The 24274-nt window shown below is 37.0% G+C and carries 22 protein-coding genes; 9 read left to right on the top strand and 13 right to left on the bottom strand.

Annotated features, from left to right (window positions below; all coding sequences use genetic code 11):
* Positions 1-172 precede the first annotated feature (172 nt).
* The 13 genes from F3D68_RS07705 to F3D68_RS07645 all read right to left on the bottom strand — a co-directional run bounded on the left by F3D68_RS07705 (position 173) and on the right by F3D68_RS07645 (position 16356).
* The gene (locus tag F3D68_RS07705) at positions 173-1087 is read right to left on the bottom strand and encodes a LysR family transcriptional regulator (RefSeq protein ID WP_151193865.1); all 915 of its coding nucleotides are present in this window, start codon (positions 1085-1087) and stop codon (positions 173-175) included.
* A 30-nt stretch (positions 1088-1117) separates the two neighbouring features.
* On the bottom strand, positions 1118-1816 hold the full coding sequence (locus tag F3D68_RS07700) for a (Fe-S)-binding protein (protein ID WP_151193864.1): 699 nt from the start codon (positions 1814-1816) through the stop codon (positions 1118-1120).
* Positions 1813-3939: an FAD-binding and (Fe-S)-binding domain-containing protein gene (locus tag F3D68_RS07695; RefSeq protein WP_151193863.1), complete on the bottom strand. Its 2127-nt coding sequence runs from the start codon at positions 3937-3939 to the stop codon at positions 1813-1815. The genes F3D68_RS07700 and F3D68_RS07695 overlap by 4 nt, the downstream gene beginning before the upstream one ends.
* A 9-nt stretch (positions 3940-3948) precedes the next feature.
* The gene (locus F3D68_RS07690) at positions 3949-5994 is read right to left on the bottom strand and encodes a hypothetical protein (RefSeq protein ID WP_151193862.1); all 2046 of its coding nucleotides are present in this window, start codon (positions 5992-5994) and stop codon (positions 3949-3951) included.
* Positions 5995-6207: 213 nt separating this feature from the next.
* Positions 6208-7707 carry a mannitol dehydrogenase family protein gene (locus F3D68_RS07685; RefSeq protein ID WP_151193861.1) on the bottom strand — a complete coding sequence of 500 codons (1500 nt, stop codon included), beginning with the start codon at positions 7705-7707 and terminating at the stop codon, positions 6208-6210.
* Position 7708: 1 nt separating this feature from the next.
* Positions 7709-8017 carry a SemiSWEET family transporter gene (locus tag F3D68_RS07680; RefSeq protein ID WP_151193860.1) on the bottom strand — a complete coding sequence of 103 codons (309 nt, stop codon included), beginning with the start codon at positions 8015-8017 and terminating at the stop codon, positions 7709-7711.
* Positions 8018-8218: 201 nt separating this feature from the next.
* Positions 8219-8755, bottom strand: a complete 537-nt coding sequence (icmJ, locus tag F3D68_RS07675) for a type IVB secretion system protein IcmJDotN (RefSeq protein ID WP_151193859.1) — start codon at positions 8753-8755, stop codon at positions 8219-8221.
* 3 nt (positions 8756-8758) lie between these two features.
* Positions 8759-9820: a hypothetical protein gene (locus F3D68_RS07670; RefSeq protein WP_151193858.1), complete on the bottom strand. Its 1062-nt coding sequence runs from the start codon at positions 9818-9820 to the stop codon at positions 8759-8761.
* 28 nt (positions 9821-9848) lie between these two features.
* Complete coding sequence (locus tag F3D68_RS07665; RefSeq protein ID WP_151193857.1) at positions 9849-10433, bottom strand: hypothetical protein; 585 nt, start codon at positions 10431-10433, stop codon at positions 9849-9851.
* A 61-nt stretch (positions 10434-10494) separates the two neighbouring features.
* Positions 10495-11355 carry a hypothetical protein gene (locus tag F3D68_RS07660; protein ID WP_151193856.1) on the bottom strand — a complete coding sequence of 287 codons (861 nt, stop codon included), beginning with the start codon at positions 11353-11355 and terminating at the stop codon, positions 10495-10497.
* A gap of 10 nt (positions 11356-11365) precedes the next feature.
* A complete protein-coding gene (locus tag F3D68_RS07655; protein ID WP_151193855.1) occupies positions 11366-14413 on the bottom strand; it encodes a DotA/TraY family protein in 3048 nt (1015 codons plus the stop codon).
* 18 nt (positions 14414-14431) lie between these two features.
* Positions 14432-14854 carry a hypothetical protein gene (locus F3D68_RS07650; protein WP_151193854.1) on the bottom strand — a complete coding sequence of 141 codons (423 nt, stop codon included), beginning with the start codon at positions 14852-14854 and terminating at the stop codon, positions 14432-14434.
* 23 nt (positions 14855-14877) lie between these two features.
* Complete coding sequence (locus F3D68_RS07645; RefSeq protein WP_151193853.1) at positions 14878-16356, bottom strand: hypothetical protein; 1479 nt, start codon at positions 16354-16356, stop codon at positions 14878-14880.
* 137 nt (positions 16357-16493) lie between these two features.
* On the opposite strand from F3D68_RS07645, the gene F3D68_RS07640 reads away from it, so the two are divergent.
* From F3D68_RS07640 to F3D68_RS07600, 9 genes are all read left to right on the top strand, one after another.
* Entirely contained in the window at positions 16494-17246 is a 753-nt protein-coding gene (locus tag F3D68_RS07640) for a hypothetical protein (protein ID WP_151193852.1), read from the top strand.
* Between the two features lie 75 nt (positions 17247-17321).
* A complete protein-coding gene (locus tag F3D68_RS07635; RefSeq protein ID WP_151193851.1) occupies positions 17322-17687 on the top strand; it encodes a hypothetical protein in 366 nt (121 codons plus the stop codon).
* 26 nt (positions 17688-17713) lie between these two features.
* Positions 17714-18244 (top strand): DotD/TraH family lipoprotein, encoded by a 531-nt coding sequence (locus tag F3D68_RS07630; protein WP_224728267.1) that lies wholly within the window; start codon positions 17714-17716, stop codon positions 18242-18244.
* Positions 18241-19017, top strand: coding sequence for a type IV secretory system conjugative DNA transfer family protein (locus tag F3D68_RS07625; RefSeq protein ID WP_151193850.1), 777 nt, complete (start codon positions 18241-18243; stop codon positions 19015-19017). The genes F3D68_RS07630 and F3D68_RS07625 overlap by 4 nt, the downstream gene beginning before the upstream one ends.
* On the top strand, positions 19014-20180 hold the full coding sequence (locus F3D68_RS07620; protein ID WP_151193849.1) for an ATPase, T2SS/T4P/T4SS family: 1167 nt from the start codon (positions 19014-19016) through the stop codon (positions 20178-20180). Before F3D68_RS07625 ends, F3D68_RS07620 begins: the two co-directional genes overlap by 4 nt.
* Positions 20170-20415, top strand: a complete 246-nt coding sequence (icmT, locus tag F3D68_RS07615) for an IcmT/TraK family protein (RefSeq protein ID WP_151193848.1) — start codon at positions 20170-20172, stop codon at positions 20413-20415. The genes F3D68_RS07620 and icmT overlap by 11 nt, the downstream gene beginning before the upstream one ends.
* Complete coding sequence (locus tag F3D68_RS07610; RefSeq protein WP_151193847.1) at positions 20412-22919, top strand: type IV secretory system conjugative DNA transfer family protein; 2508 nt, start codon at positions 20412-20414, stop codon at positions 22917-22919. The genes icmT and F3D68_RS07610 overlap by 4 nt, the downstream gene beginning before the upstream one ends.
* Before the next feature lie 28 nt (positions 22920-22947).
* Positions 22948-23277, top strand: a complete 330-nt coding sequence (locus F3D68_RS07605; RefSeq protein WP_151193846.1) for a hypothetical protein — start codon at positions 22948-22950, stop codon at positions 23275-23277.
* Positions 23278-23312: 35 nt separating this feature from the next.
* On the top strand, positions 23313-24014 hold the full coding sequence (locus tag F3D68_RS07600; RefSeq protein WP_151193845.1) for a hypothetical protein: 702 nt from the start codon (positions 23313-23315) through the stop codon (positions 24012-24014).
* The last annotated feature ends 260 nt before the right edge of the window (positions 24015-24274 follow it).

Raw genomic sequence — 24274 nt, 5'->3', positions numbered from 1 at the left:
ATCTTAGCGTAAAGAGGTTTACAAAAACAATACAAACTACATTCGCTGCGAGACATGGAAAGCGGAATACAAGGTCGAGTAGACAAGCTACGGTAGCGGTAGGTATTAGGTCTGATCTAAACTTCTACATCTAAACTTCTACATCTAAACTTCTACATCTAAACTTCTACATCTAAACTTCTACATATTGACCAAAATACGCCAAAATAAACTCTTTTAATGCTAATGCTGTTGGTGTGAGGTTTCTTTGCTTACTATGCATCACATAAAAATCAATACTGGCTTGATGCCCCTTAACATCAAGTATGCAAAGCTCCTTTTTTCTCACATCATTTTTGATCACCACCTCAGGCAACATTGCAACGCCTAAGCCTGATTTTACCGCTTCTTTTACTGAGTAGGCATTATTAATAGAGAGTGTTTTATGCGCTATTTCCCACCCTCTTAGTGCACTATCAAGCTGTTGGTATACCGTTGTTGTTTCTTCACTTTTGATAATGGTTTGATTTGATAAGGCTTTGGCATTAATACTTGATTTGTGTTTCGCTAAGTCATCATCTGGCGCGCAAATCACACGCATCGGGGTGGTTACACATAAAACTTGCTCAATATCATCACGCCCATTGACTGGTCCTAACATATATAGATCAGCGGCATTGTCATCTATTTGTTTGAGTTGGTTCTCTCTACTATTGATCAACAGCTTAAGTTCTACTTCAGGGTATTTATCTTTAAATTGTGACATAAGCAGTAACACTTCATCCTGCAACACATTGTGTACAGAGAGCGTAACCTCACCCAAACCGAGCTTGCTATTGGCTCTAACCTTATCTTTCAGCAAAGCGACTTCATATAGCACAGCGCGAGCATGTGTTAATAATAACTTGCCAACGGGTGTTAAATACAGTTCATGATTAACGCGTTCAACCAAGGGGGATTGGCATTCTTCTTCTAATTGTTTCATGATTTTTGATACCGCCGGCTGACTTATAAACATATTATCCGCTGTTTGCGAAAAGCTTAAGCACTGCGCAAAAGAGACAAAAACCTCAAGCTGCTTTAAGGTAACACGCATATCAAATAACATAATTTTTGTTCCTATTTTTTTTGCAAGGCATTATTCAGTACATTCATTTATCAAGTAGGCAATAGAGCGATAATATATCCCAGCATGCGCCGAGAGTCCAATTTCACAGGTTAAACTATTTGAATAGCCGCGATCACAGCCTTTGGGAATCTGTGCTTTAAGTGCGGCTAATCCCGAGTCATTTAACTCGGGATATTTAAACCCTTTATCTCCGGCAAATCCACAACAAGTAACATCTACAGGCACAATGACTTTTTTAGCACAGCTTTGTGCAAGGCTAATAAAGGTTTCTGATAAACCCATTTTTACAGCGCTACATGTGCGATGAATAACAACCTCATCAATTTGCTTGGTAATGTTAAGTCGAGGCAAGATAACCTCTGCCAGAAAACCAACCGTTTCATAGATTTTAAGCGCTTTAGTAAGATTATTCTTCATCAATAACGCACAGGGACTAGTATCAAATACCACCGGATACTCGCCATGATTAGATGACTGCCACAGCGCTTGTTGCAACTCACTGGATTTATGGGCAAAAGCCTTCATCATCCCCTCACTGTGAAAAGATAAGCCACAGCATAAATTATTCATCTTTGATGGGTATACAACCTCAATTCCAGCTTTAGCAAAAAGTGCCAACATGACCTGTTGTAATGACATTGTTTCTGGCGAATCTTTGGGTAGCCCCATTAATCGTGCCGCGCAGCTTGGAAAGTATACTACCTTCATGGCTTACTCCTTAGCTTTTTTATGATTGAATTAGGCAGATACTTTAAAGTGCGATAGAGCTTAACCTTTGCAATAGGTGCGATTATCATCAAGATTTTTTCAATCACACGATCACCTAAAATTTTACGTAAGTTATAAAGTACGCGTAATAAGAATCTCATTATGACAAGAAAGAATGAAAAATTTTTCGCAATAATCATCGCAACATAATGGGATAGTTTTGATGATTCCTGTGCTCTGAGCTTAAGCATTAACTCACCGGTATTGATTGCTACAGGGCATTCTAACTGACAAAGTCCTGTTGCCGCACAAGTGTCAACCCCTTGGTATTGATATCCTTTTTCCAATTGTGACAGTCTTTCTTTATCCAAAGGGTGTAACTTTTTGTTCTGTTTTAATCTTGAGATTTCGCGATAAGTGGTGATTCTCTGTCTGGGTGTTAAGCTTAAGTTGCGTGCAGGACAAACATGCTCGCAAAAACCACATTCAATACAGTGATCAACTAGCGGATCAGCCTCAGATAAACGCTTTAGATCTTTGATATGCAGCATCTCATCTTCATTAATGATCACCCCAGGGTTGAGGATATTCATAGGATCAAAGATGTGTTTTATTCTTTTGTGAATAGCATAAAGCTCAGCACCCCATTCAACATTAACAAAAGGCGTCATATTCCTGCCTGTGCCATGCTCAGCTTTGACTGAACCATCATATTTTTTAACTACGGTATTGACCATGTCTTTTAAAAAATTATCAAAGCGCTTTACTTCCTTCTCTGAATCAAATCGTGGCGTGAATACAAAATGAAGATTACCCGCTAAGGCATGTCCATAAATGGCACTGTGTAAATAATTATACTTCTTAAACAGCGCTTGAATATCTAAACATAAATCAGCCAAATACTCTGGCTTCACCGCAACATCTTCAATAATAGCAGAGCTGCCAATTTCACGCGCACCGCCAATAGCTGGGAAAATACCCTTACGAATCTTCCAAAGACTCTTATGCTCATCATCTGATACTGAAAACAAGACTTCATGATCTAAAAAGCGCGCTTCTTTCTCAAGCGCTTGATAGACAACATGCTGATTTTGCTGAAGCATCTGATTATTGTCAGCCTCAACTTCTATCAAAAGTGCCGCACAATGCTCATCAAGCTTGTTTAAGATATCAGGAGCACCCTCTTTACCCATCATTGTTTGCAACGAAAGATTGTCCATTAACTCTACTGCACTGATTGGTAACTTGGCGCACTTGACACTAAAACGACACGCGGCAAAGATATCCTTGAAAAATACCAGCGCACAGCTTTTTAACTTAAGATCCTCAATCGTGTTATAGGTGATATTCGCAATAAAGCCCAAAGTGCCCTCAGAGCCAATCATTAAATGCTGGATAATATCAATCGGATCATCAAAATCAACCAACGCATTAAGCCCATAGCCGGTGGTGTTTTTAATCCGATACTTATGGGTAATACGCGCTTTAAGATCTGGATTATCTTTAATCTCATTTGCTAGCGCCAATAACGCTTTGACCATTGATGTATTATTTTTAATAAACTGCTCACAGCTCTTTTTATCCCCAGTATCTAAGACCTGAGCATCACTGAATAAAATCCGCATGCTTTGTAGGGTGTGATAGCTATTATTGACCACACCACAACACATACCACTGGCATTATTTGCAGCAATACCACCAATTTTTGCAGCTTTTATTGACGCTGGATCTGGACCAATCTTCCGCTGATAGGGTGCTAAGTATAAGTTAGCATGTTGCCCAATGACACCAGGATCCAGTTGAATTTGCTGACCATCATTTAGTATCTTGTATTTATTCCATTGGTTATCGATCAATAACAACACTGAATCGGTAATTGCCTGACCAGACAGGCTCGTGCCTGCCGCCCTAAAAGTAATCGCCACTTGATGTTTTTGCGCCATTTCAATGCAGTAAAGCATCTCGACTTCATCCTTGACTTTAATCACTGCCTCAGGAATCAATCGATAGCAACTGGCATCTGTGCCATAGGCAAAACGCCGTAAATCATCCGTATAAATCCGCGATTGGTCTATCTGATTTTTAATGTTATCTATGTATCCTTGAATTTTAATCATTGGCATTTTACATCCTTAATGTGCTGTTAATACGCCATCTTCATTAGTAAAAGTCTGCCCCTGTGAGTAGGCAACATGACTTTCTTTTATATTGTGCCCTCGATCGATACAACGGGCACTTAAGAATGGTGGCTGATAATACCCACCTGTAGAAAAACCTTCGATCATACAGCTTTGCTGATAGCTACCTTTAGGTAAAGTGTCTTTGTAATGGTCACAAATCATCAGTCCTTCCTGTTGATGCACTGTTGTTCCTGCTTGACAAAAATTGTCATAATCTAGAGAACTTGTCACGGTATGCTGCCCATCAGAACAGGTAGCTGCAACATTATGACCATCCCACCCAGTAATTTGACATGTTTTTTGATATGAGCCAGGAGGCAGAAAATCTTTATACTGATTACATTTTATTAACCCATTTTCATAGTAAACTCCTGAACTCAACACGCACAAATTATTAGATGCATAGTAATGTATGCCTCCGACCTGATTTGTTTCACCATCTACTCCATTGTTATTAAGAGTATATATAGAACCATCAGAAAATATTATACTACTTGCTTCATTCTCATCAGAGTTACTTTTTAGCGAACTACAATTAAGAATTGAAACACATTGAATTTGCACAACTTGAGCATCATCCTTATTGACATGTAGCAGAGCAAAAATATTCCGTTTATTATCAACAATAATTGCGGTATAATTTTGATCAGTACCTCCATCCCAGAACGAGTCCATTTTATCAAATAAATGTCCATTATCATTAATCAAACTGAGAGATATTCCATTTTTATAAATGTTGAAATCGTCATGTGCTTTTGCAATAGGAAAATAATTTCTACTTTGATCAAGAGTAAGATTTTCATACTGTCCTCTGTCAAGTAAATTTCCAGAAATATTCTCAATCGCAGGCTTATTATTTTTATACCATTGCTCCAAATCAACTGCAGACTCAAACTTAGATGTACTTGGTGATTCTTCATCACATAACGCTTTGAGTGTTCTTCCGTCATAAGCTTCGACATTGCAACTCTCAAGCCATGAACCATTTGGGAAAAGTCCTTCAATATTTTGGCGTTTAACAACTATTTGCTGACCATCAGCATTTGTCACGGTATAGTCATTCACAACAATTCTATAACTGTCTAAAACCTTCTTGATATTGGCTATTCTATTCTTAAACAAATCACCTAGTTTATTCAATGTCGTTGTTCGGTTATCATTACCATCTAAGCCCACTTCTGCAGGAAGATAATTGATAAACCAGTTATTTTGCTCACCCAAACCATGTTTTAGATAATATAAACGTACCATCTCTGATTCAAGTTTTAATAACTCATACTCATAAAGAGATGCTTTTGTAGCAACAAGAGTCAGTGTTTTATTATAATTATCAATCCATGTAAAAATACCTTGAGTATCATTTATAGGATGACTGTAATCTACTGTTTTTACTTTGCTTAATAAAAAATCATGCAAGCTTTCAGCAAATGCATGAATATAACCAGAAGTATTATCATCTTCATTTTGTTCGTTTTCATTACCTAAAATTTGAGCATCAGCCATAAAAGTTGACGTTGATAACGATAGAAATTGGAAAACTTTTGTTGCTGTATTTTCATCTCCCATAAAATAATCGATATCATGCCCATCTAAGTTGTTGTTATTAGTATTCCACGCAGCTTCAACGCTTCTTTCAATATCTATAATCTTTTGCCTTTGTGTTGCATTATAGTCGGCATTATATTGTATTAGGTAATCATCAAAATCATTGGTCAGACTACTCAACTGATTTTCAACTTGATTTACTTGCCCTATGATCTGATCAAGCTTAGCAAGCGCTTCTTGCATCTGCGCCTCTGTTGCAGGAGCATCTTGTCCAATAAGCCCCTGTAAAAACGAGGTACCCTCTGTAAATGCAAACCACTCAGTAAACAATCCACCCTCGCCTCTGATAAACTTTGCAGGATCAAACGATTCAGCTATCGCTGAAGCAGGCGTGCCTAAAAACGTACTTAACAAGCTCAAAATCGTTATTGTAAAATACAGTATTTTTCTCATAATATTTACCTATTAGTTATTACATCTAAAACCACTAAAACACCCTTATTAAACTTAACTAAAGATAGCTAACTTTAGGATATTTCAAATAACCTAAAGTTATAATACCCTTTAAATAAATAATATAAATGGAAAAGAAATCATAGATATATTACCAAATGTAATATGCATTGAGTTTTTGAATAAGATATAAAAATAAATCTAGATTAAACATCATGACAAAGTAAGCAAATCCTTTTCCAATAATGCTGCTTTAACGCCGTGACGTTGTAGCAACTGATAACTTTGAACAAATTTATCAACAAAGGCTTTATGCTCAATCACATTGCCAAAAAGCCTGCTGTTTTTTAGGAAATTCTGAGGAGTTTTCTTCGCCTGTTCTGCTAAATCAAGCATTAATTGCTTTCTTTCATCAACGATATCATAACTCATAGCCTGTTCACTTTGACCTTGCAAATAGATTGCCCATGACGCCAGTATTAAGGCGCTCGCCTGATATTTGGATCTTTTAGCTTGTAGATTCTCCCACACAATCGGCATATTAAATGTAGGGATGCGATCGCTGGTAAATTCACATATACGAGCTAACGTGTCCTTAACCTGCGTATTTGAGAAGCGCATAATAACGCTTCGCTTATATTCTTCAAAATCAATACCAGCCACTTTGTCTAATGTTGGCTCAACTTCATCACTCATATATTGATATAAAAACTGTTGAAACATCGGATCTTGTGCTGCTTGATGCACATATTCGTAACCATATAGCACCCCTAAATATGCCAAGGCTTGATGTGAGGCATTCAGCAGTCTTAACTTAATCTTCTCATAGGGTGCAACATCTTTGACAAACTGCACACCAACGCTTTCCCACTGTGGTCTATCTCTAGCAAACTTATCCTCGACAACCCACTGACTAAATGGCTCACATACGACTAAAGCCGGATCATCTTTCTGGCAATTCGCAATCAAATAATCTCTGTCTTTTTGTGTCGTCTTTGGCGTTATTCTATCGACCATCGAATTAGGAAATGTACAGCGACTTGCCACCCAATCTGCAGTTTGTGGATCCTGCTTTGTCAAAAAACTTAATAATGCGCGCTTTAATACATCGCCATTATGCTGGATATTATCACAGCTTAATAAAGTCACCCCCTTTTTATCTGCTACGCGACGCTGTCTTAAACACTCGGCAAGGTAACCTAAAATTGTTTTAGGTGTTTTCGGTCTTTTCAGTGTTCTTGGATTTCGCAAGTCATGCTCAATTTCCTGGCGATCAATATCTAACTCACCTGTATGCTTATCAATATAATAGCCACCCTCTGTGACTGTCATGCTAATAATGCTAAGATCATCATCAAGCGCTCGGCTAAAAACATCACTAGGATCACCATCAACATAAAGATAATCCGTCAGGCTATTAATGGTATAAACATCAAATCCTTCATCACTTTTTGTCATCAAGGTGTAGCTGAAATGATTACGCTTTAAGTCTTCATATAATTGACGATCACCAGGCATAATGCCAACACCGACAATTCCCCAACGATAATCAGAAGATGCCAGCATCGCTTGTTGCGTATAAAACTGCTGATGCGAGCGATGAAAATTACCAACACCAAAGTGCAATATCTTTGATTGCTTAATATCATCTTTTTTCATTTCTGTCATTTTTGTCATTTCTGTCATTTTTGTCATTTCTGTCATTGTTTTCATTTTATTCCTTTGACCTCTCTTTTTTTGAGCTTTCGACTTCTTGACGCTTTGAGTACAGAATGATTTGTCCAAGTACGATAAATGCAAAAAATGCACCTAATCCATTAGGCACAACGATAAAGTAATCACTTTTTAATCCACCATAAAAAACCCATGACAAAAAAGTTAGAAATAAAAAACAAAAAAGCAGCAAAGACAAACCCTCTGCTGATTTACGTTTAAAATTTGTCCGTATTTGCATTGGCAAACCGAATAACGTATAAATTACGGTAATAACGGTTGCGATCCAACCGACAGTTGTTACTAACATTTAAATGGTCCTCTTTTCATCTTTTTCATTTTTTATCTCAACTCGCCGCTACATAGGGTAAGCCTTAATGACTCTCTGCGCATTCAAACCATTTTAGCCAAATTCCTTACGTTTCATTTCCCTGACGTTCTATTTCATATGATTGGATATGAATCGGCATCAAGTCTACTACAGGGTATTTTAATGATGCAAGCAAGTTATTCACGTCAATTGAGGCAACCAACGTACTGCAGATATCCAATGTTGTTGCCGATGTGGTGTAATAAGCAAAAATTTAAAAATGCCTGGATTGCTAAGTCCGACACCATAACATTGCTCAAGATACTCAGCTCGATCCATTAACTCTGCATAAATTTCATTTTGATCATTCACTAAATCGTTTTGCACAATCGCATGGTATAACGCCTGTAATTGTTGTTGCGTCAACTCAGGCAGATAGATCATCCTATCCTCGCCAACATATTCAGTCGGATATTGATCCAATAACAAGTAGTTTGCACATAAAGAGCATGCCAATGCAAAGTTACTACGTTGATTATGACTATAATCACCATCAATATTGACGATCTGCATGCTGTCAAGATCTTTTGTTGATGGACTAAAGCCACAATATTGGCAATGCGAAGTCTGTGTTAAGGTTTTAAGGCGCAAGACTTGATACTTTTCATCGGTTTGCCTTGATATAAAATGTACGTAACTACCTGCGATATTCTGCAAAGTCAACTCATTTAATCGCATAGATCACTCCTCACTACAGACTTTGGCTAATGCATTGATCGCATTATCAATCATGGGTATAGCGATTGCCTCTTTGACCTTGACCTCAACATGATAATGTTCAAAGGCTGCAGCCCCTTCAACATAAGAGACACTACGCCCTAAACTATTGAGAATATACCAAAGTGTTCTATCTTGTGCTTTCAACCACAAAAAGTAAGATGACGGCAAAATACCACCTTGACGTGCCTTTGCCAATAAGCCGCATAAAACACTCGCGATATAACCATGCCTTTGTGTAATCAAAATCACCGTGTGATCAAGATGCAACTCCGGATGATATGATGCTACTGCTTTATCTAAGGCTTTTAATGTCGATTTATCTGAAGTAGTCGCATAACTATTACTTGCTAATTTTAGTAGCGTTTCTGCCTGTTTGACTTTCCCCGTGACATTAAGCGCAAATAGGGTGAATAAGGTTTTTTGAACTAAATTTAAATCATTATAACTTTGCCAGCGCTGTCCTAATTGTTGCGTTAACACCAACTGAGCTTTAGCAAAATCAAACTGCCCTTGATCTGATCTTAATGCCTTGATTTCAATAAACTCTTTTGGCTTAAGTGCCATTGCCCATTGACCTTTTGTCAAGCTCTGCTTTTGCAAGGATTGATCTAACACCGGTTTCACAAACGGAAAAAATGACACCGCTTTGCGCATCAAGCTACTGACACTATAGTTAGTGTTATAGCGTCGACGTGGATGCCAATAATAATAAACCACCGCTAAGACAATACCCAAAAGCGCCATTGGCCATTTCAAGATATTACCAACATCTATCGCTAAGTACTGTAAATCGGTGAATGTCACGGTGCTCAGCAGTGTTTCTTTTGCCCAGTTGTACAACAATTGATAATCCTTTGCAAACAGCTTAATCCCTTGCAACTCAAACAATTTAACGGAAAACACAATACGTATAATCTGAATATGAAAAAGTCCATACAAGATAACAGCTAATAGCATCAAGCCACCGATCACATAGATCGGTGCTAATGCCGAGCTCTCGGTATTTTCATTATTTGCTGGCATAGTTATACATACTCCCGTATTTTTAATTCTAGTCTCGACGAAAGTTATATTCCTGCTTTCGTTCTTGCTTCTGTTGATATTGCTGGAATATCGCTATAGAGTTAAACGTTGTCTTGTCAACCTTTTTAAAAAAGTCTTTAAATTCTTTAAAATTTTGCTCAAAAAGTTTCTTATTGTCTGGATTATTCTTATATCGAATTTTAGCAATAAGCATAAGGCAAGCAATAAAAGCAACACTTGTTGCATACTCAGTCCTGCCTAATCCTGCAATCAGGTTATCACTTTTTGTTTGATAATTATTTTTAAGCTCGTCGCTACGATTCTTTTTTTCCGTTATAAAGTCTTCAATCTTCTGAGCTTTCTCAGATGGATCGCTCATCTCTAGTGCTTCAATTAAATTAACACCGAACTTATTTAGCTTTTCCCCTTGATCAACAAAAAGATATTTATATGTATTTATAAAGTTTTGGGCTGCTTGATCAACCCTCTTTTCATCCTCCTTTTTTGGAATATTTATATCAGCATTATCTTGATATAGTTTTTTTAATTTCTCTTCTAATTCTTTCCATTTACGCTCTTTGTTATTACCTTGGTTTTGTTTTTGACTTTCCATAATAGTGCCCTTTTTATTTTTTACTTTTTGATAAATATATAATTTCAGTTGGAATGAGCTATTAATATATACTGGTTGTACCTTGGCTAATCCAAGGTATCGCCATTTTATTTGAGTCACCGACATAACCTAGGATTAACATATATTTTGCATAATCCTCTGGGTTTGAAGTACTTTTAGCAGGTAAATAACGAAAGACATATCCTAGATTGCCTGTGCAACTAATTGTTGGCTGCCAAAATATATTATCCCCATCCGTTTTTGCATTAGGGTCACTTGAGATAACACATTTACTTGAAGTCGCATTATCTGTCACCGTGTAATCTCCCGGTGCTACAGTCAATGAGTTATTAGTCCCTTGGGGTATACCGACAATAGATGGCTGAAACCCTAACCCATAAATTGTTACCTCCCCCGTATGAAAATGGAAGTAAACAAATTGATGACCATCATCCTTTCCCCCTCCATCTAACCTAAACCAGGAACCATTTTTAAATATCAAAGTATCATAATCGTCACCATGGATATATTTTGCACCATATGGAATTTTATCACCATCAATATCTATATTCTGTGAATTTGAATGATAAGGGGTATCATCAGTAATGTAATAATACTTCAAAGGTATTTGATATATCTTGTTAATTGTCACACTAAAATCATAATTCTCTGATGTTCCCCCATCATGATAGGTAAACTCATCTTTCTTATACAAGTGACCTTTAGTATGTGACAAATCAATATCAATATTTGTAATGTTCTTATGATCTATAAAAATGCTCCATGATTTGATACCGCTAGCTAACATATAACTATAACTACACTCCACCAATAACAACAAATAAAGTAATAGTAGAAACACTTTTTGAAAAAAGCCAAATAGCTCTTGAATAAGAATCGAACAATATTTTAAAAAGAACATAATAGATCTCCTACATTAATAACGCTTTTGCGGCATCTTTGGCTGTGCCTGATATATCTTTAGCCATCTGCTCATTTCTTGCTTTTGCAGCATCTGCATCCATTCTATTTTTATTCATTGAAACATCTTCCTGTTTGCTCGTTATATCTTTCTGTGCTTGAATACCTTCTTGCGTTGTTTGCCCTGCTGCTTGCGCGCCAGCTTGGGTATTTTGCTGCAAGCCTGACGTCAACTGCTGTAGATCTTGCTCACCAGCTTTCTCACCGGCACCTCCACCAATCCATTGCAACACTTTATCAGGTAGCAAATAAATCAATGAAAAACACTTCATAAAACCCAGTGATAAAAACGAGCCATACATAAAGATTAGTAAGCAGGCAATGCTACCCTTCGCCATCATCGGCGCATTATTGCCGCCTGTCGAAGGCAACATATTAATAATGGTATTTGCCACCACCTTAAATGCATCGGCTGAGATATAGACAACTAGTCCGGTTAACACGATCCCCGCAATAAGCCCCATCACCATAAACACCGGTCTTAACATAAGATTAAGTACGATCTGAATCGCAGGCTCTGCTTTACCAAATACCTCATGACCCTCTGGATAAATAATGCCAATTGCAACGATTGGTGCTGCCACCATCGCTTCAATCACTAATAAAAGCCACGCAATTTTTCCTGCCCAAAACAATAGAAATGGCGCCATGGGAATAGCAATACAAAAAGTAATCGCGATACCAAGCAAGGTGGTGACAACAAATAATAGCAATGGCAACCACATTAAATTCTTGCCAAGCAATGCTAGCTTTAATGCTGCTTGTGCTGAATCATAGGCAAATTTCGCACCATCTCGAGCCAAGTCACCTACAGCAAAAGCATTAGCGATAGGGATAAAACTTTTGGCTGCTGCAGTCATACTATCATTATTAATTGCCTCATAATCAGCACTGAAGTTTTTGTTCGCTTCTTCATAAAGCATATTGAGCTTGTTGCTATATTCTGTCGATACTTTTGTTAAGGTATCAATCGAGTTTTGGATCACACTAAACCCAAGAGACTGAATCTGTTGCATTGCGCTAAACAATGACGTCTTACCATCTTGATCTTTACCAAATTGATAAATTTGCGCAAGTAAACTGGTATCAATTCCTGCTTGTTGCGCGGACTCTTGATCGGGTAGTACATGACTGAATAAACTTGCAAGCATTTGTTCAGATTCAGAACCAACTGCAGCGCTATCAGCACCATGATTATCCACGCCAAAATCAACTTGGTTTTTTTCAAAAAAGGCAAACAAATTAATCAACGCTTTAAGATCTTTAATGGCAAAATTAACATCTTGAGTTTGAGCAGATTGTGAACTTAACAATGTGGCAAATACGTAAATATATTTCATATAGTTCATTGTCATACTATTAGTAAAATAATAATCGATCTCGCGCTTTAATTGCTGTGCCTCTGCGTCTGATAGCTTAGCGTTATCGACAACTGATTTAAATAAATTACGTGCAGATTGCATATTAACATTAAAATTAAGATCTAAATCATGTCCTTTAGGAATATTCGCGCTAATAGGATCCCCAGGCTTTCCTGTAATTTTATCGGAAGAGACTAAACCACTAAGCGTCGCATCATTGGCATCTAGCAAATCAATATTATTAACAACATAGTCTAAGCTTAATTTGTTGATTTGCACGCGCATATTATTGTCTTCATAGGATGAAAATCCAGTGTTTAACTGGTCTAGTAACTTATATAAAGAACGTAAATTACTCGTTAAATTTTTATCAATATTAAAATAATTTAAATCCGCATTCCACCAACCAGGTATTACCGCACCACCATTGCCTTGCCAAATATCATCACTTGTTGAGTTTAAAAGCTTTTGCTGCTCCGATAAAGACATTGCATCCTGATTGTTGCTACTGCTTTTAATAAAATCATTAGGTAAGCTTTTGTTAATCCCTTCTTTGGTATTAAACCAATCATCTGCTGATTGATTACCTAATGGCTTTGACAAGCCTATAGCAATATCATCAGCTAAGTTTTTAAGGCTCATATCATCTGCTGATAATTGCTCATTAACACTATAACTCAATATTTTATTAAGATCTCCCACTCCTTGACCTTGGGTAATGTCAGTGATCAATGCTTGCAAATTCGATATAGAGTCCTGCTGCTGTGTTTGATTACTTAGCGCCTGAGGAATTGCTATCGTTGCAATCCCACTAAAATTGATACTTTGAATAGCTGTCTGGTGATAATTAATGGCTGAATAGGCATGATTAACACCATCCTCCATAACCTGATTGTTCACCTCACCATTATTCACTGTAAAATATGCCCAACGAGTTACATTTTGTAGCAGGTATTTACGTACTTCAAGCTGCTCTGAGCTTGTATCGTCTGATTGCGGGATAAGCACATATGCTAATGATGATAACGCCGTATTATTTGTCCCTGCTGTATTTTCCTTCGCTGCATCAGCTGTAATTGCTGATACAGGCTGATTAATATTGATATCCACTGATAGCTGATGCGTTTTTTGATCAGGTTTAGCATCAAAACCCAATGCGCTTTGTTGAATAAAGCGCGTGAGCATATAAAGTCCCAGATTATCTCTAATCTCTTTTCTAACCTGATAGTCCTCTGACGCCACTAAATGATCCGACTGAATATGTGTATAAGTATTTATCCATACATAATCAGCAAACTGCACGCCAAACAACACCATCGTCATAATTAAATATTGCGCAAAGCAAAAGCCGGATTTCAAAGGAATTGCTGCAATTGAGCCAAATACAACACGCAAAGGAATCCAATAAGAATGCCAATTCCGCCCCAGAAACTCGCCATCCTTTGCTGAGTTAATCGTACCAACAACAACAATAAATGCATAAATAACAAAGGATATGGCTAATAGCCCTGTATTAAAATTCTTAAATAATTCAGATAAGGCATAGTTATTTTGTTGATCAAAAAAATGATCTATCGATGGAAATATGCTATTTAAAACATGTGTTACTGAGTAGTCTGCCGAAATAAATCCTAACATTTGCTTACCTGCATTTTTTTAATGTCTCTTAGTACTTTTCATCCATTCTTTTAGACTCATACCAAGTTTTTGTGATCTTAACTGTGTTAGCCAAAAATGATATTTAAACGCTTGCGCGAGGAAAATAAATGCCAATGCAAGTCCAATAAGTGCACTACGATAGTAATGGCAAAAAAGTGCATACAGTACATACAATATTGCCAATACCAAAAAGCTAAGAAAAATACGCACCATCATCTTGAAGGTTTTCATATTTTCTATGATCTTGTGCTGATCGATCCCAATCGACTCAAGTTCAGCAAAGTCATAAGGCTTATATTTTCTATTAATCGCAAACAATAAGGAAAATAGCGTTTTTAAAAAGCTTTGCTGTGAGCGTATCGTATCAATACTGCTTGCATTTTTAAGTGTTTTGATGGTTTTTTTAAATATTCTAGCCATATCTATCAATTACCATTTGCTCTCTAATTATTACTTTTTTCTTGATTAGTCCCAGGTGCTGAATCTTGTTTCACAAAGAGTAATTGTGATTTTTTATTCTGAGCATCCTTGTTTTTTGTTGTTGCTTTATAAAAGAGCCAAACTTTAAGGGCATTTATATTACTATCTTTATAGCTTTTATAATATTCAGTCTCTTTATCTGTTGCATCTTTTACTTTTATATTTAATCGCCCATTGTCTACATCACAAAATGCAGAGTAATCTGGATAGTTTGAATCGAGCCATTTAGTATTAATCTTTCCATTGTTTAAACTCAATACTTCTTTAGACCTAGTTTCTATAATACTATTATCTACTTGCGTAAATGGTTTCAAATTAGAATTTTCAAGATCTTTTTTTATCCAATTCCCAAAAGACGTAATATAGGAACTTGAGCATGTCCGATGGATGCAAAAATTATCATCATCTGCTGTTTTTCCCGCTATAACTCTAGCTAATTTGTCTTTATCTACTTCATATACCTCTATGCTAGGTACTTTTTTTCCATCACCCGGTTCTAGTTTAAATTTTGCTGTTTGGCATATTTGCTTATGAAAAATATCACTCAATAGCCCCATACCCTCTTTTTTACCATCAGGTTTGGATATAAATCGCGCTCGATTGACGCCTACAAGTAGCTTTCCTTGAACAAGCAAATTTGGCTCTTGAGGGTAGTCAATCATCCCATTCTGACCTCGCACACGATTTACATTTATAACATTGAGCAAATATTTCTCACAAGTCGATACCACATCTTTTTTGCCCATCATTAACTCAATTTCAGGGATTTCAACTCTAAAACAACCATCCTCATCGAGAAGTTCACTAGGCAGCACGCCAAAAGAAGTCATTAAGTCATTATTGAAATAGTCAAAAATAGTTATTTCCTTCTTAGTAAGCCTCTTCAATTCAGGTTTGTAATCTTTGATGTCAAAAATTCTACTAGTCCCATTATCACAGTCCTGAAATTGAACTCGCACATCTTCGCCTTGATTGATATGACTCTCAATATATTTTTGAAACCCAATATCATCTAAAACATTGTTACGCAACACATCATAGTTGATTCTAGGCGTTTTAGTTTTGTGAAGTGATAATATTGCCTGACACTGCTCTTTATCAGTGCATATAAAGTATATTGATATATTATTAGATAACTTATTTATCTTTTTTTGATGTAATACATCTTCTAAAATTTTACCAGATAGATCTTTAAGCGCTTGCCCAACACCAGGATCACCACCATTAAATTCATAAAAAAAAGTCAGCTTATTTAGCTCATTTCCCAATGGTTCTTCAAGCCCTGTCAACTTTGCTTTAAGGTATCCTTCCATCTGCTTCAGTGATAAATCAAAATCAATTACTTTTTCATTTTCTTTTTCATTTTTAATGACCTTTACACCAGGCGTATTACTGACCATGACCAAATGTTTTACTTTAGTGCTTTCTTTATTGCTTTCCATAATGACTATCTCAACTTAATGCTTGAGATCATAATCCCCTACAGCAGGTCAAAATCAAATACGCATTTTACGTATTTTTACCCTTTAATTATTTCAGTAAGCTTTGATCAAGTTCATGCAAGGATACCGCAAACAACATGTCAGACTTTAATTTTAATGATGAAAATAAAATAACAACTGATGACAACAAAAACATCGATACACTTGAAGATACATCATCAGTCATTAAAAAAAAACAGTTACCGCTTTGGATAATCTATGCCTTTGGGGCTATTGTTATATTAATCGCAATTTACTTTATTTATAATGTTGTCTTCCCAAACAATTCAACAGCACAAAAGGCTTCTTCATCTCCAGCTAAAATCTCTTTTGACCTACCTGCAACACCAGATTACAAAGCACAAGTAAGGCAAACAACAAACACGGGGTCTCAAGAGAAAAATAAAGCAATTGAGAGTCAAGTCTTATCACTTAAAAACGATATCCAAGAACAAACTAAATATATTGCCATCGCACTTAAAAAGATTTTGGACACACAAGAAGCTATTAATAACAATCAGCAAAATAATATCAACAAAATAAAAGAACAATTGAATCAGCTTGCTAGTGATCTAGCTAAGACACATAGCTCACTTGATCTATTACCAAAATTAGAATCATCTCTTACCTCATTAAATACTGAGGTCGCCTATATGCAGGCACAACGTATTAATCTAAGTGATAAGTTAACCCTTGTTGCAGTAACCGATCATCGTGCATGGCTACAAGATGCTAAGGGGAACACACTATCTGTCAGTGAAGGTAGTAAAATAGGTTTATACGGCAGTGTCAGTCAGATCGATGCCCAACACAACAAAGTCTACACCAGCTCAGGCTTCGTTTTTTCTTAACCCCCCCAACCATCATTACAAGGAGATAATAAAATGTTAAAACAGGGTAAAAGAAGATTTTTTATTGGATTTATAATGCTTATTTTATGTTGTGGTATTTGCTTTGCAGATGATACAAAAGGCTCATCGGATCTAATCGCTGTGTTGCAACATCTTAAACAAGAGATAGGTTATATTGTTGGCTTTATTCAGGTTCTTGCAGGTGGTACGGGTATCTGGTTTGTGCTAAGTGGTCTTCATTTGATTCGCAAACATCACACCTCACAAGGCGCACAAGGCGAGCATGTCAAAAATGGCTCAGGTCATTTGATTATTGGCGTGCTACTGATTTGTATCGTCCCTTGCGTGAATTTGCTACAAAACTCACTGCTAGGCAATGCAAAGTTGGATATCCAAAACTATACCAATCAATCAACAAACACCCCCGTAAACCCACAATAATCGCTAAAGCAACATGGTCTGATCATATGTATTTTTTATTTCATTACCAGTCTCTTAAGACACGCTTACAGATAATGCTTACCACGGTATTGATTGGTTTACTCTCTAGCTGCGCGCATACACCACAAAGCTCAGCACAAGAGATTAATCAAATTGAGCTAAACAAAGTGATTTTGAATGATATCAGAGATTCATCAAGCACAATTGCTAAACAACTAACTAATTTAAATACGCTCGAGGTTTCAGCTCAAGGACAAGCTCATTTGCCATTTCAGAATATAAATGCTCCTGAACTGGACAAAGTGCTAGCAATTACTTGGTATGGACCGATTGAGCCGCTATTAAAATCCATTGTCAAATCCGCGGGATATCAGTTGCAAATCTATGGTGCACCACCGGCATTTCCTATTATCATCACCTTAGGTGACAATGATAAGCCACGCAATGATAGCATTATCAACCTACTGCGGAATATCGATGTGCAAGCAAAGAATCAAGCAACTCTGTATATTAATCCACAGATAAAAGTCATTAGTCTTAGGTATTTGCCATCATGATGATCGATCATTATTCGCTAGCGACATTGCAAAGCTTGTCACAAGCCAATGTTGCTAATATACGCCATATTAGTGACAAGACGCTGAGCATTCGCGAGCAGGCGCTACAAACAGCCGCATATCAACTTGGCTCACAAACTGCTTTAGCACAAACTTCAGCTTATATTGACCAGATATTGCAAAAACTAGAACCGACATTAAACAGCGCTTATAACTTTAATGCGCTTTTACTAGATCACCATGTACTACCACCTGTTATTACTACTGGTGATAACCTACTGAGTATTGGTGATAATGCGGATGTGATACATTATGGACGCAAATCATATACCATCATTCAGCAAGCAAAATTTGTCACCACTGCACCCACCTGGCATGACTACCTATGGCTTGCGGTTGATTATCCCAGCTTACCAGATCAAGTGCTATTACCTAAAAATGAACAAGAACAAGATTTATGGTCACAAACAATGACTCAAGCTTGGAATGATGGTATCAATCAAGCCAAAACAATTTTTAAGCTTAAATTAAACCATCTCACACAAGACTATCAGGGCATGCTAACCTATCGGCGTTTACTGGCATTACATATTGTTAATCCACCATTTGTTAAAGTGAATAAACAAGGCATTACCGGTAATGCGCATCAACTGATTATTAATAATCAAAAATGGGTATTTAATGCACTTCCGCAATTACACCCAAATAGTTCACTTTGGCAACCGGTTATTGAAGATCATGTTACAAACAATCATGGGAACAGTGATCAATGAATAGACCATTGCTATATCCACAAGAGCCACATTATTGGACACATTATGAGTTTGAGCGCTTTTTATTGACTGTTTTAGCAGATAACAACACCTCTGATTTAACCATACAAACAGGTTATCCAATCATTGTTGAACGCTCAGGTATTGCTAGTGCCATCAGTAAACGTGCACTGTCATATCAAGAAACCTGTGACCTTGCTAATTACATCTATGGTGCTAATGCGGTATCACTGATCAGCAGTGCGCACGACTTGGATATAAGCTATCAATTACAAAAGTCACAAGGACAATACTATCGCTTGCGTGTGAATATCAGTGCCTGCCATGGCATTGGCGGACTTGGTATTCAAATCAGCTTACGCGTACTTAAAGATACACCTTTATGCCTTGATACATTTAACTTGCCCTCTGATTTATATCAAGCGCTCACAACGCCTCATGGTTTAACTATCGTCAGTGGCGCGACAGGATCAGGCAAAAGTACGCTACTTGCGTCAGTTATGCGCTCATTGCTGCAACAGCCAAATCAAGCACATAAAATTCTAAGCTATGAAGCGCCTATTGAGTATGTTTTTGATAAAATCAACAGTCATGCTTCGATGATTGCACAGGCTGAAATTCCTCGACATCTTAAGAGCTTCTCTCTTGGCATTCGCAATGCCTTACGACGCAAGCCAACCACAATTATGCTTGGTGAAACCCGAGATATGGAAACACTCGATGCCGTACTTGAAGCCGCATTAACTGGGCACCCTGTTTACACCACGATCCATAGCAATAGTGTTAGCGATACTTTAACACGCATTTTAAACATGTTTCCTGCGCAAACTCATCAGCGCCGTGCTTATGACATTATCCAAGCGTTACATGTTATTATCTGGCAACGTTTGTTACCCACACGACATGGACAATTGATTGCCGTGCGTGAGTATCTTGTTTTTGATGATCAACTTAAAGCCAAGCTTCTTAAGAGTGAACCACAGCAATCGCATACCATTATCAGCTCAACCCTTAGTCAACGTCACAGTCATATAGAAAATGCATATAAGCAATTACTGCAACAAGGGCAACTAGATCTTGAATACATTCCATTGACAATACAACAAAAGCTTATTGCCAATAACAAAAACATCATCGATAAGGTAACTTTGCATGCGACATGATCTTCAAAGCCATTGGCGTGATTCAGCTTATACGCCTAAATTTTTCTTTATTGATGCACGCGTTTTTATCCTTGTGGTTATTTGTTTGCTTCACTTTACCTTATTTACTTTTTTGATGTGCTTACTGGCAATGATTGTTTTAGGGATCTTGCATCATTTTAAATTAACCTTAAATGTCACAGTGCTGTTAATTCGTGAGTTTTTGTTTGGCAAACATAAAAGAAGAAGACAATGAGAAAAACATTTCGCGGTTTAACCAAAGGACAAGAAAGCAACCCAAGTGCGAGCATTCGCGATACGCGCACCTTATTGCCACGTATACGCGACTTTCTTTTAGCACCTGTTACAGGTAGCTTGACACTTGCTATCATTAGCCTTTTGATGTTTGTATTACCCAGCTTCTGTGATCTATTATTTTTGATTGTCATTGGTATATTTTGGTACGGCTTTTGGAGTTATAGTGATTTGCCGTTTAAACTGCCCTTTTATGCCAAAGAAAAGGATCCAAATAACTCACCACCAGGCTCAACACTGCCTGGAAAAGCTAATGGAATCTATTACTTTGGCAATGAAGTCAACAGCAATAATGAAATCTGGTTCAACAATGCAGACATGCGAACTCATGCGCTTATTTTTGGCTCAACGGGAAGTGGTAAAACACAAGCACTTATTTCGATTGCTAGCAATGCTCTATTACAAGGCAGCGGTTTGATTTATGTTGATGGTAAAGGTGACAACTCACTCTATGCGCAAATTTTTTCACTTGCCCGTCAAATGGGGCGTGAAGATGATCTCTTAGTCGTCAACTTTATGACAGGTGCTAAGGATATTATTGGTACGCAAAAACAAGCCATTTCTAATACACTTAATCCTTTTGCTAATGGCTCATCAAGTATGTTATCTGAGCTTATCGCTAGCATGCTTGGTGGTTCAAAACAAGGCGGGGGTAACGATGATATGTGGAAAGGTCGAGCAATCGCGTTTGTGCATGCACTTATGCGTTTATTAGTCTACTTGCGTGATCAAGGCTATTTCTTGCTTGATGCTGCTTTAATTCGTAAATATTTTGTCTTGGATGTTCTTGAAAACCTTATCCATCAACAACAAGCCGTTGATCAAGAAGATAATATTATTCCAATTACTGAAAAGTTGCCATTTTCAGTTTCTGACCCCATCAATAATTATTTGGCAACCCTGCCAGGTTATCAAATCAAAAATGTTGGCAAACAAGATCAAAAAGCCTATGAACAACATGGTTATATTACAATGCAGTTAACTCGTGTATTCAACTCTTTGGCAGATGTTTATGCGCACATCATGAAAACCAATCTAGGTGAAGTTAATTTTAGTGATGTCGTACTCAATCGCCGAATTCTAGTGGTTTTATTGCCCGCATTAGAGAAATCACCTGATGAGCTCTCGAATTTAGGTAAGTTGATTATTGCCTCATTGAAAGCAATGCTTGCCGAGGGCTTAGGTAGCGCACTCCAAGGCAGCTATAACGAGGTCATTGAATCAAAACCATCGAATGCTAACACGCCCTTTCTATGTGTCCTTGATGAGTATGGTTATTATGCGGTTGAGGGATTTGCCGTTGTACCAGCACAAGCACGCTCACTTGGTTTCTCAGTGGTTTTTGCAGGGCAAGATTTACCCGCATTTCAAAAAGCATCTAAAGAGGAAGCCGCCTCTATTTTTGCCAATACCAATATTAAAATCTGCATGAAACTCGAGGATCCGACGGAAACCTGGGACTTTTTCTCTAAAACGGCAGGTGAGACTTATGTTTCTGTTGCCAAGAGTTACAATATGGGGGATGCCGGAACCTCCTTAGGCTACCGTGACACGCGTGAAGCAACCATTGAAAAACGCGCCCGCCTTGATCTGATGGATCTTAAAGACCAACGTGAAGGTGAAGCGCATATCTTTTTCAAGTCGCAAATTGTCCGAGCAAAAATGTTCTATGCAAATCCAGCAAAAACTAAAGCGCTAAGACTTAATGAATTTCTAAAAATTGAACCTTTAAGTGCACAAACACTTGATAGTTTAAAGAGAATTTATAATTCAAGTCATCTTAGTATCCAAGCAGAGATTAAGCTACCAGAATTTGAATCACCATTATTAAATGCGCTTATCGATGAAGCGCAAAACACTCCTGTTATAACAACCGATTCGATATCTCGCATCAACTCAAATCTGCAAAATTTCGATGACTCATCTGATCATTTAATCAGCACAACGCAAGAAAGGCAACACGATGAAACAGATAATGTTGACACTGATATAGATGATTATGTCGATGCCACAAGCAATGAAATTACGCCATCAAAACATCGTGCAGAGAATGCGATTGATTTCGAGAATCTAGATATTGATGATCAGCAAAATACAGAAAGCCCTATGATAACGACTATTGAGCAATCAGAAGTGACACAAACAACACCTGATAAAACTGATGAGAACCTACTCTACGCAGAGATTGATTTTTCATTGCGGATTAATAGTTGTTATTACGATTTCGAGCAAATGAATTATGACAACTGCCTATGTGATCGAGAAAAAATTGAAAAATTCATGTATCACCTTGGAATTAATAACAAACTGTCTAAACGTGAATCTAGACGCTTAAGCAACGAAGTAGCTGATCAAATCGGTAACATTACCCAAGGTCACTATATTAGCAATCTACATCATGATGGATTTGATGAAAACATTCAAAAACTACTTAAATTAATCTAAAAACAAATAACAAAAACTAGGGAGAGATATGAATTATAGCCAATTAATGACTGAGTTATCTGATCAACATGAGTTGAAATACACCTATCAATCGAAGTCTTGGAGCTCAGCTGAGGTCTTTAACAATGAGGTGATTTACACTAAAATGCAGTCAAATATTAATAACATTTATCAATATCTTTTTGGCAGTACGCTCAATATCCCCTTTCATAAATGGCAATCTGCCAATAAACAAGATCTCATTAAGCATCAGCTTTTAGACAAGCTCTTTATGCAGGTCTTTTTCTTCTACTCTTTAATATTAGAGTGGCTTAACGGTGCGGTTAAAAATGAAGTTGACTTAGACTCTGTTTTATAACCTATCAATAATACAAATATGCAAGGAAACAATAAATGTCTATACCGAATAATATCATTCAAGCATTCGAAGAGGTGAAAAAAATATTTGTAATTAGTAGAACAGGTGTTGACGCTAACTCTGATTTATTAATCAATAAAAACAGAAAAAAACAATATATGGATAGCTTATATAGCAACCCCGGGATGATTGATTTGGAAAACAATCTGATTCAACAAAATGGAATTGCAACATCATTAGCTGGTTTTTGTAAATCAATTAAAAATCAAAGGTATGGTAACTGCACTACTCAAGCAATGTACCTTTGCAATGAGTTAAATAAAATCGATGTTCAATCGAGACTCTTTTGTGCTACTCAAAATCATGATATGACAATCATTAAATCAGATAATTCAAGTGAAGTTATTATAGCTGACCCATGGGCTGACTACATATCCACAGTTGCAGTGAAGGAGGAATACAATTGCCTAGATGAAATGTCGTCCAAAAATTTATTGGATATAGTAAAACATTTATATGCTAACTATCCTTATCTTAAGACTCGTCTTGATGACATTGATGACATTGATGACATTGATGACATTGATGATAATACATTAAGAACAATGTTTCATACTGCGCGACCAGAAGAAAAAATCATGAAGATAGCGAACAACCCCAAAAAACCTCCAATGAGTATATTTAATTCCAATTCTGCTAACACGTTAAATGATGGTAAATGTTGTACCATCTTTTGATGAAGAAATACAAATCACCTACCAATTATTTAGGGTCTGTTAATCTATAAGGCTCATTATTTAAGTGTACAATTTTAGAGCCAATATAACTGCAACTCTTTTAAATTTCTTAGGTGCCGTTTTCATACAACCCTATGTGTCTATCAAATGTCAACTAACTTTTCCGGTTACGACAACTAACTTTGCCGATTTATAGCAAAAAAATTATTTTTTCATACGATAACTTTCTCCTTCTAGGCTAATCACGGTTGCATGATGTA

It is taken from the genome of Cysteiniphilum sp. JM-1 (assembly GCF_008711525.1).
Lineage (GTDB): Bacteria > Pseudomonadota > Gammaproteobacteria > Francisellales > Francisellaceae > Caedibacter.
The sequence above is the reverse complement of the archived record's forward strand: the minus strand, read 5'-3'. Positions and strand labels throughout refer to the sequence as shown.

What these genes read in the sequence shown, in the direction of transcription:
- F3D68_RS07705 (WP_151193865.1), bottom strand. Translation starts at nt 1,087, where the DNA reads ATGTTATTTGATATGCGTGTTACCTTAAAGCAGCTTGAGGTTTTTGTC.
- F3D68_RS07700 (WP_151193864.1), bottom strand. Translation starts at nt 1,816, where the DNA reads ATGAAGGTAGTATACTTTCCAAGCTGCGCGGCACGATTAATGGGGCTA.
- F3D68_RS07695 (WP_151193863.1), bottom strand. Translation starts at nt 3,939, where the DNA reads ATGCCAATGATTAAAATTCAAGGATACATAGATAACATTAAAAATCAG.
- F3D68_RS07690 (WP_151193862.1), bottom strand. Translation starts at nt 5,994, where the DNA reads ATGAGAAAAATACTGTATTTTACAATAACGATTTTGAGCTTGTTAAGT.
- F3D68_RS07685 (WP_151193861.1), bottom strand. Translation starts at nt 7,707, where the DNA reads ATGAAAACAATGACAGAAATGACAAAAATGACAGAAATGACAAAAATG.
- F3D68_RS07680 (WP_151193860.1), bottom strand. Translation starts at nt 8,017, where the DNA reads ATGTTAGTAACAACTGTCGGTTGGATCGCAACCGTTATTACCGTAATT.
- icmJ (WP_151193859.1), bottom strand. Translation starts at nt 8,755, where the DNA reads ATGCGATTAAATGAGTTGACTTTGCAGAATATCGCAGGTAGTTACGTA.
- F3D68_RS07670 (WP_151193858.1), bottom strand. Translation starts at nt 9,820, where the DNA reads ATGCCAGCAAATAATGAAAATACCGAGAGCTCGGCATTAGCACCGATC.
- F3D68_RS07665 (WP_151193857.1), bottom strand. Translation starts at nt 10,433, where the DNA reads ATGGAAAGTCAAAAACAAAACCAAGGTAATAACAAAGAGCGTAAATGG.
- F3D68_RS07660 (WP_151193856.1), bottom strand. Translation starts at nt 11,355, where the DNA reads ATGTTCTTTTTAAAATATTGTTCGATTCTTATTCAAGAGCTATTTGGC.
- F3D68_RS07655 (WP_151193855.1), bottom strand. Translation starts at nt 14,413, where the DNA reads ATGTTAGGATTTATTTCGGCAGACTACTCAGTAACACATGTTTTAAAT.
- F3D68_RS07650 (WP_151193854.1), bottom strand. Translation starts at nt 14,854, where the DNA reads ATGGCTAGAATATTTAAAAAAACCATCAAAACACTTAAAAATGCAAGC.
- F3D68_RS07645 (WP_151193853.1), bottom strand. Translation starts at nt 16,356, where the DNA reads ATGGAAAGCAATAAAGAAAGCACTAAAGTAAAACATTTGGTCATGGTC.
- F3D68_RS07640 (WP_151193852.1), top strand. Translation starts at nt 16,494, where the DNA reads ATGTCAGACTTTAATTTTAATGATGAAAATAAAATAACAACTGATGAC.
- F3D68_RS07635 (WP_151193851.1), top strand. Translation starts at nt 17,322, where the DNA reads ATGCTTATTTTATGTTGTGGTATTTGCTTTGCAGATGATACAAAAGGC.
- F3D68_RS07630 (WP_224728267.1), top strand. Translation starts at nt 17,714, where the DNA reads ATGTATTTTTTATTTCATTACCAGTCTCTTAAGACACGCTTACAGATA.
- F3D68_RS07625 (WP_151193850.1), top strand. Translation starts at nt 18,241, where the DNA reads ATGATGATCGATCATTATTCGCTAGCGACATTGCAAAGCTTGTCACAA.
- F3D68_RS07620 (WP_151193849.1), top strand. Translation starts at nt 19,014, where the DNA reads ATGAATAGACCATTGCTATATCCACAAGAGCCACATTATTGGACACAT.
- icmT (WP_151193848.1), top strand. Translation starts at nt 20,170, where the DNA reads ATGCGACATGATCTTCAAAGCCATTGGCGTGATTCAGCTTATACGCCT.
- F3D68_RS07610 (WP_151193847.1), top strand. Translation starts at nt 20,412, where the DNA reads ATGAGAAAAACATTTCGCGGTTTAACCAAAGGACAAGAAAGCAACCCA.
- F3D68_RS07605 (WP_151193846.1), top strand. Translation starts at nt 22,948, where the DNA reads ATGAATTATAGCCAATTAATGACTGAGTTATCTGATCAACATGAGTTG.
- F3D68_RS07600 (WP_151193845.1), top strand. Translation starts at nt 23,313, where the DNA reads ATGTCTATACCGAATAATATCATTCAAGCATTCGAAGAGGTGAAAAAA.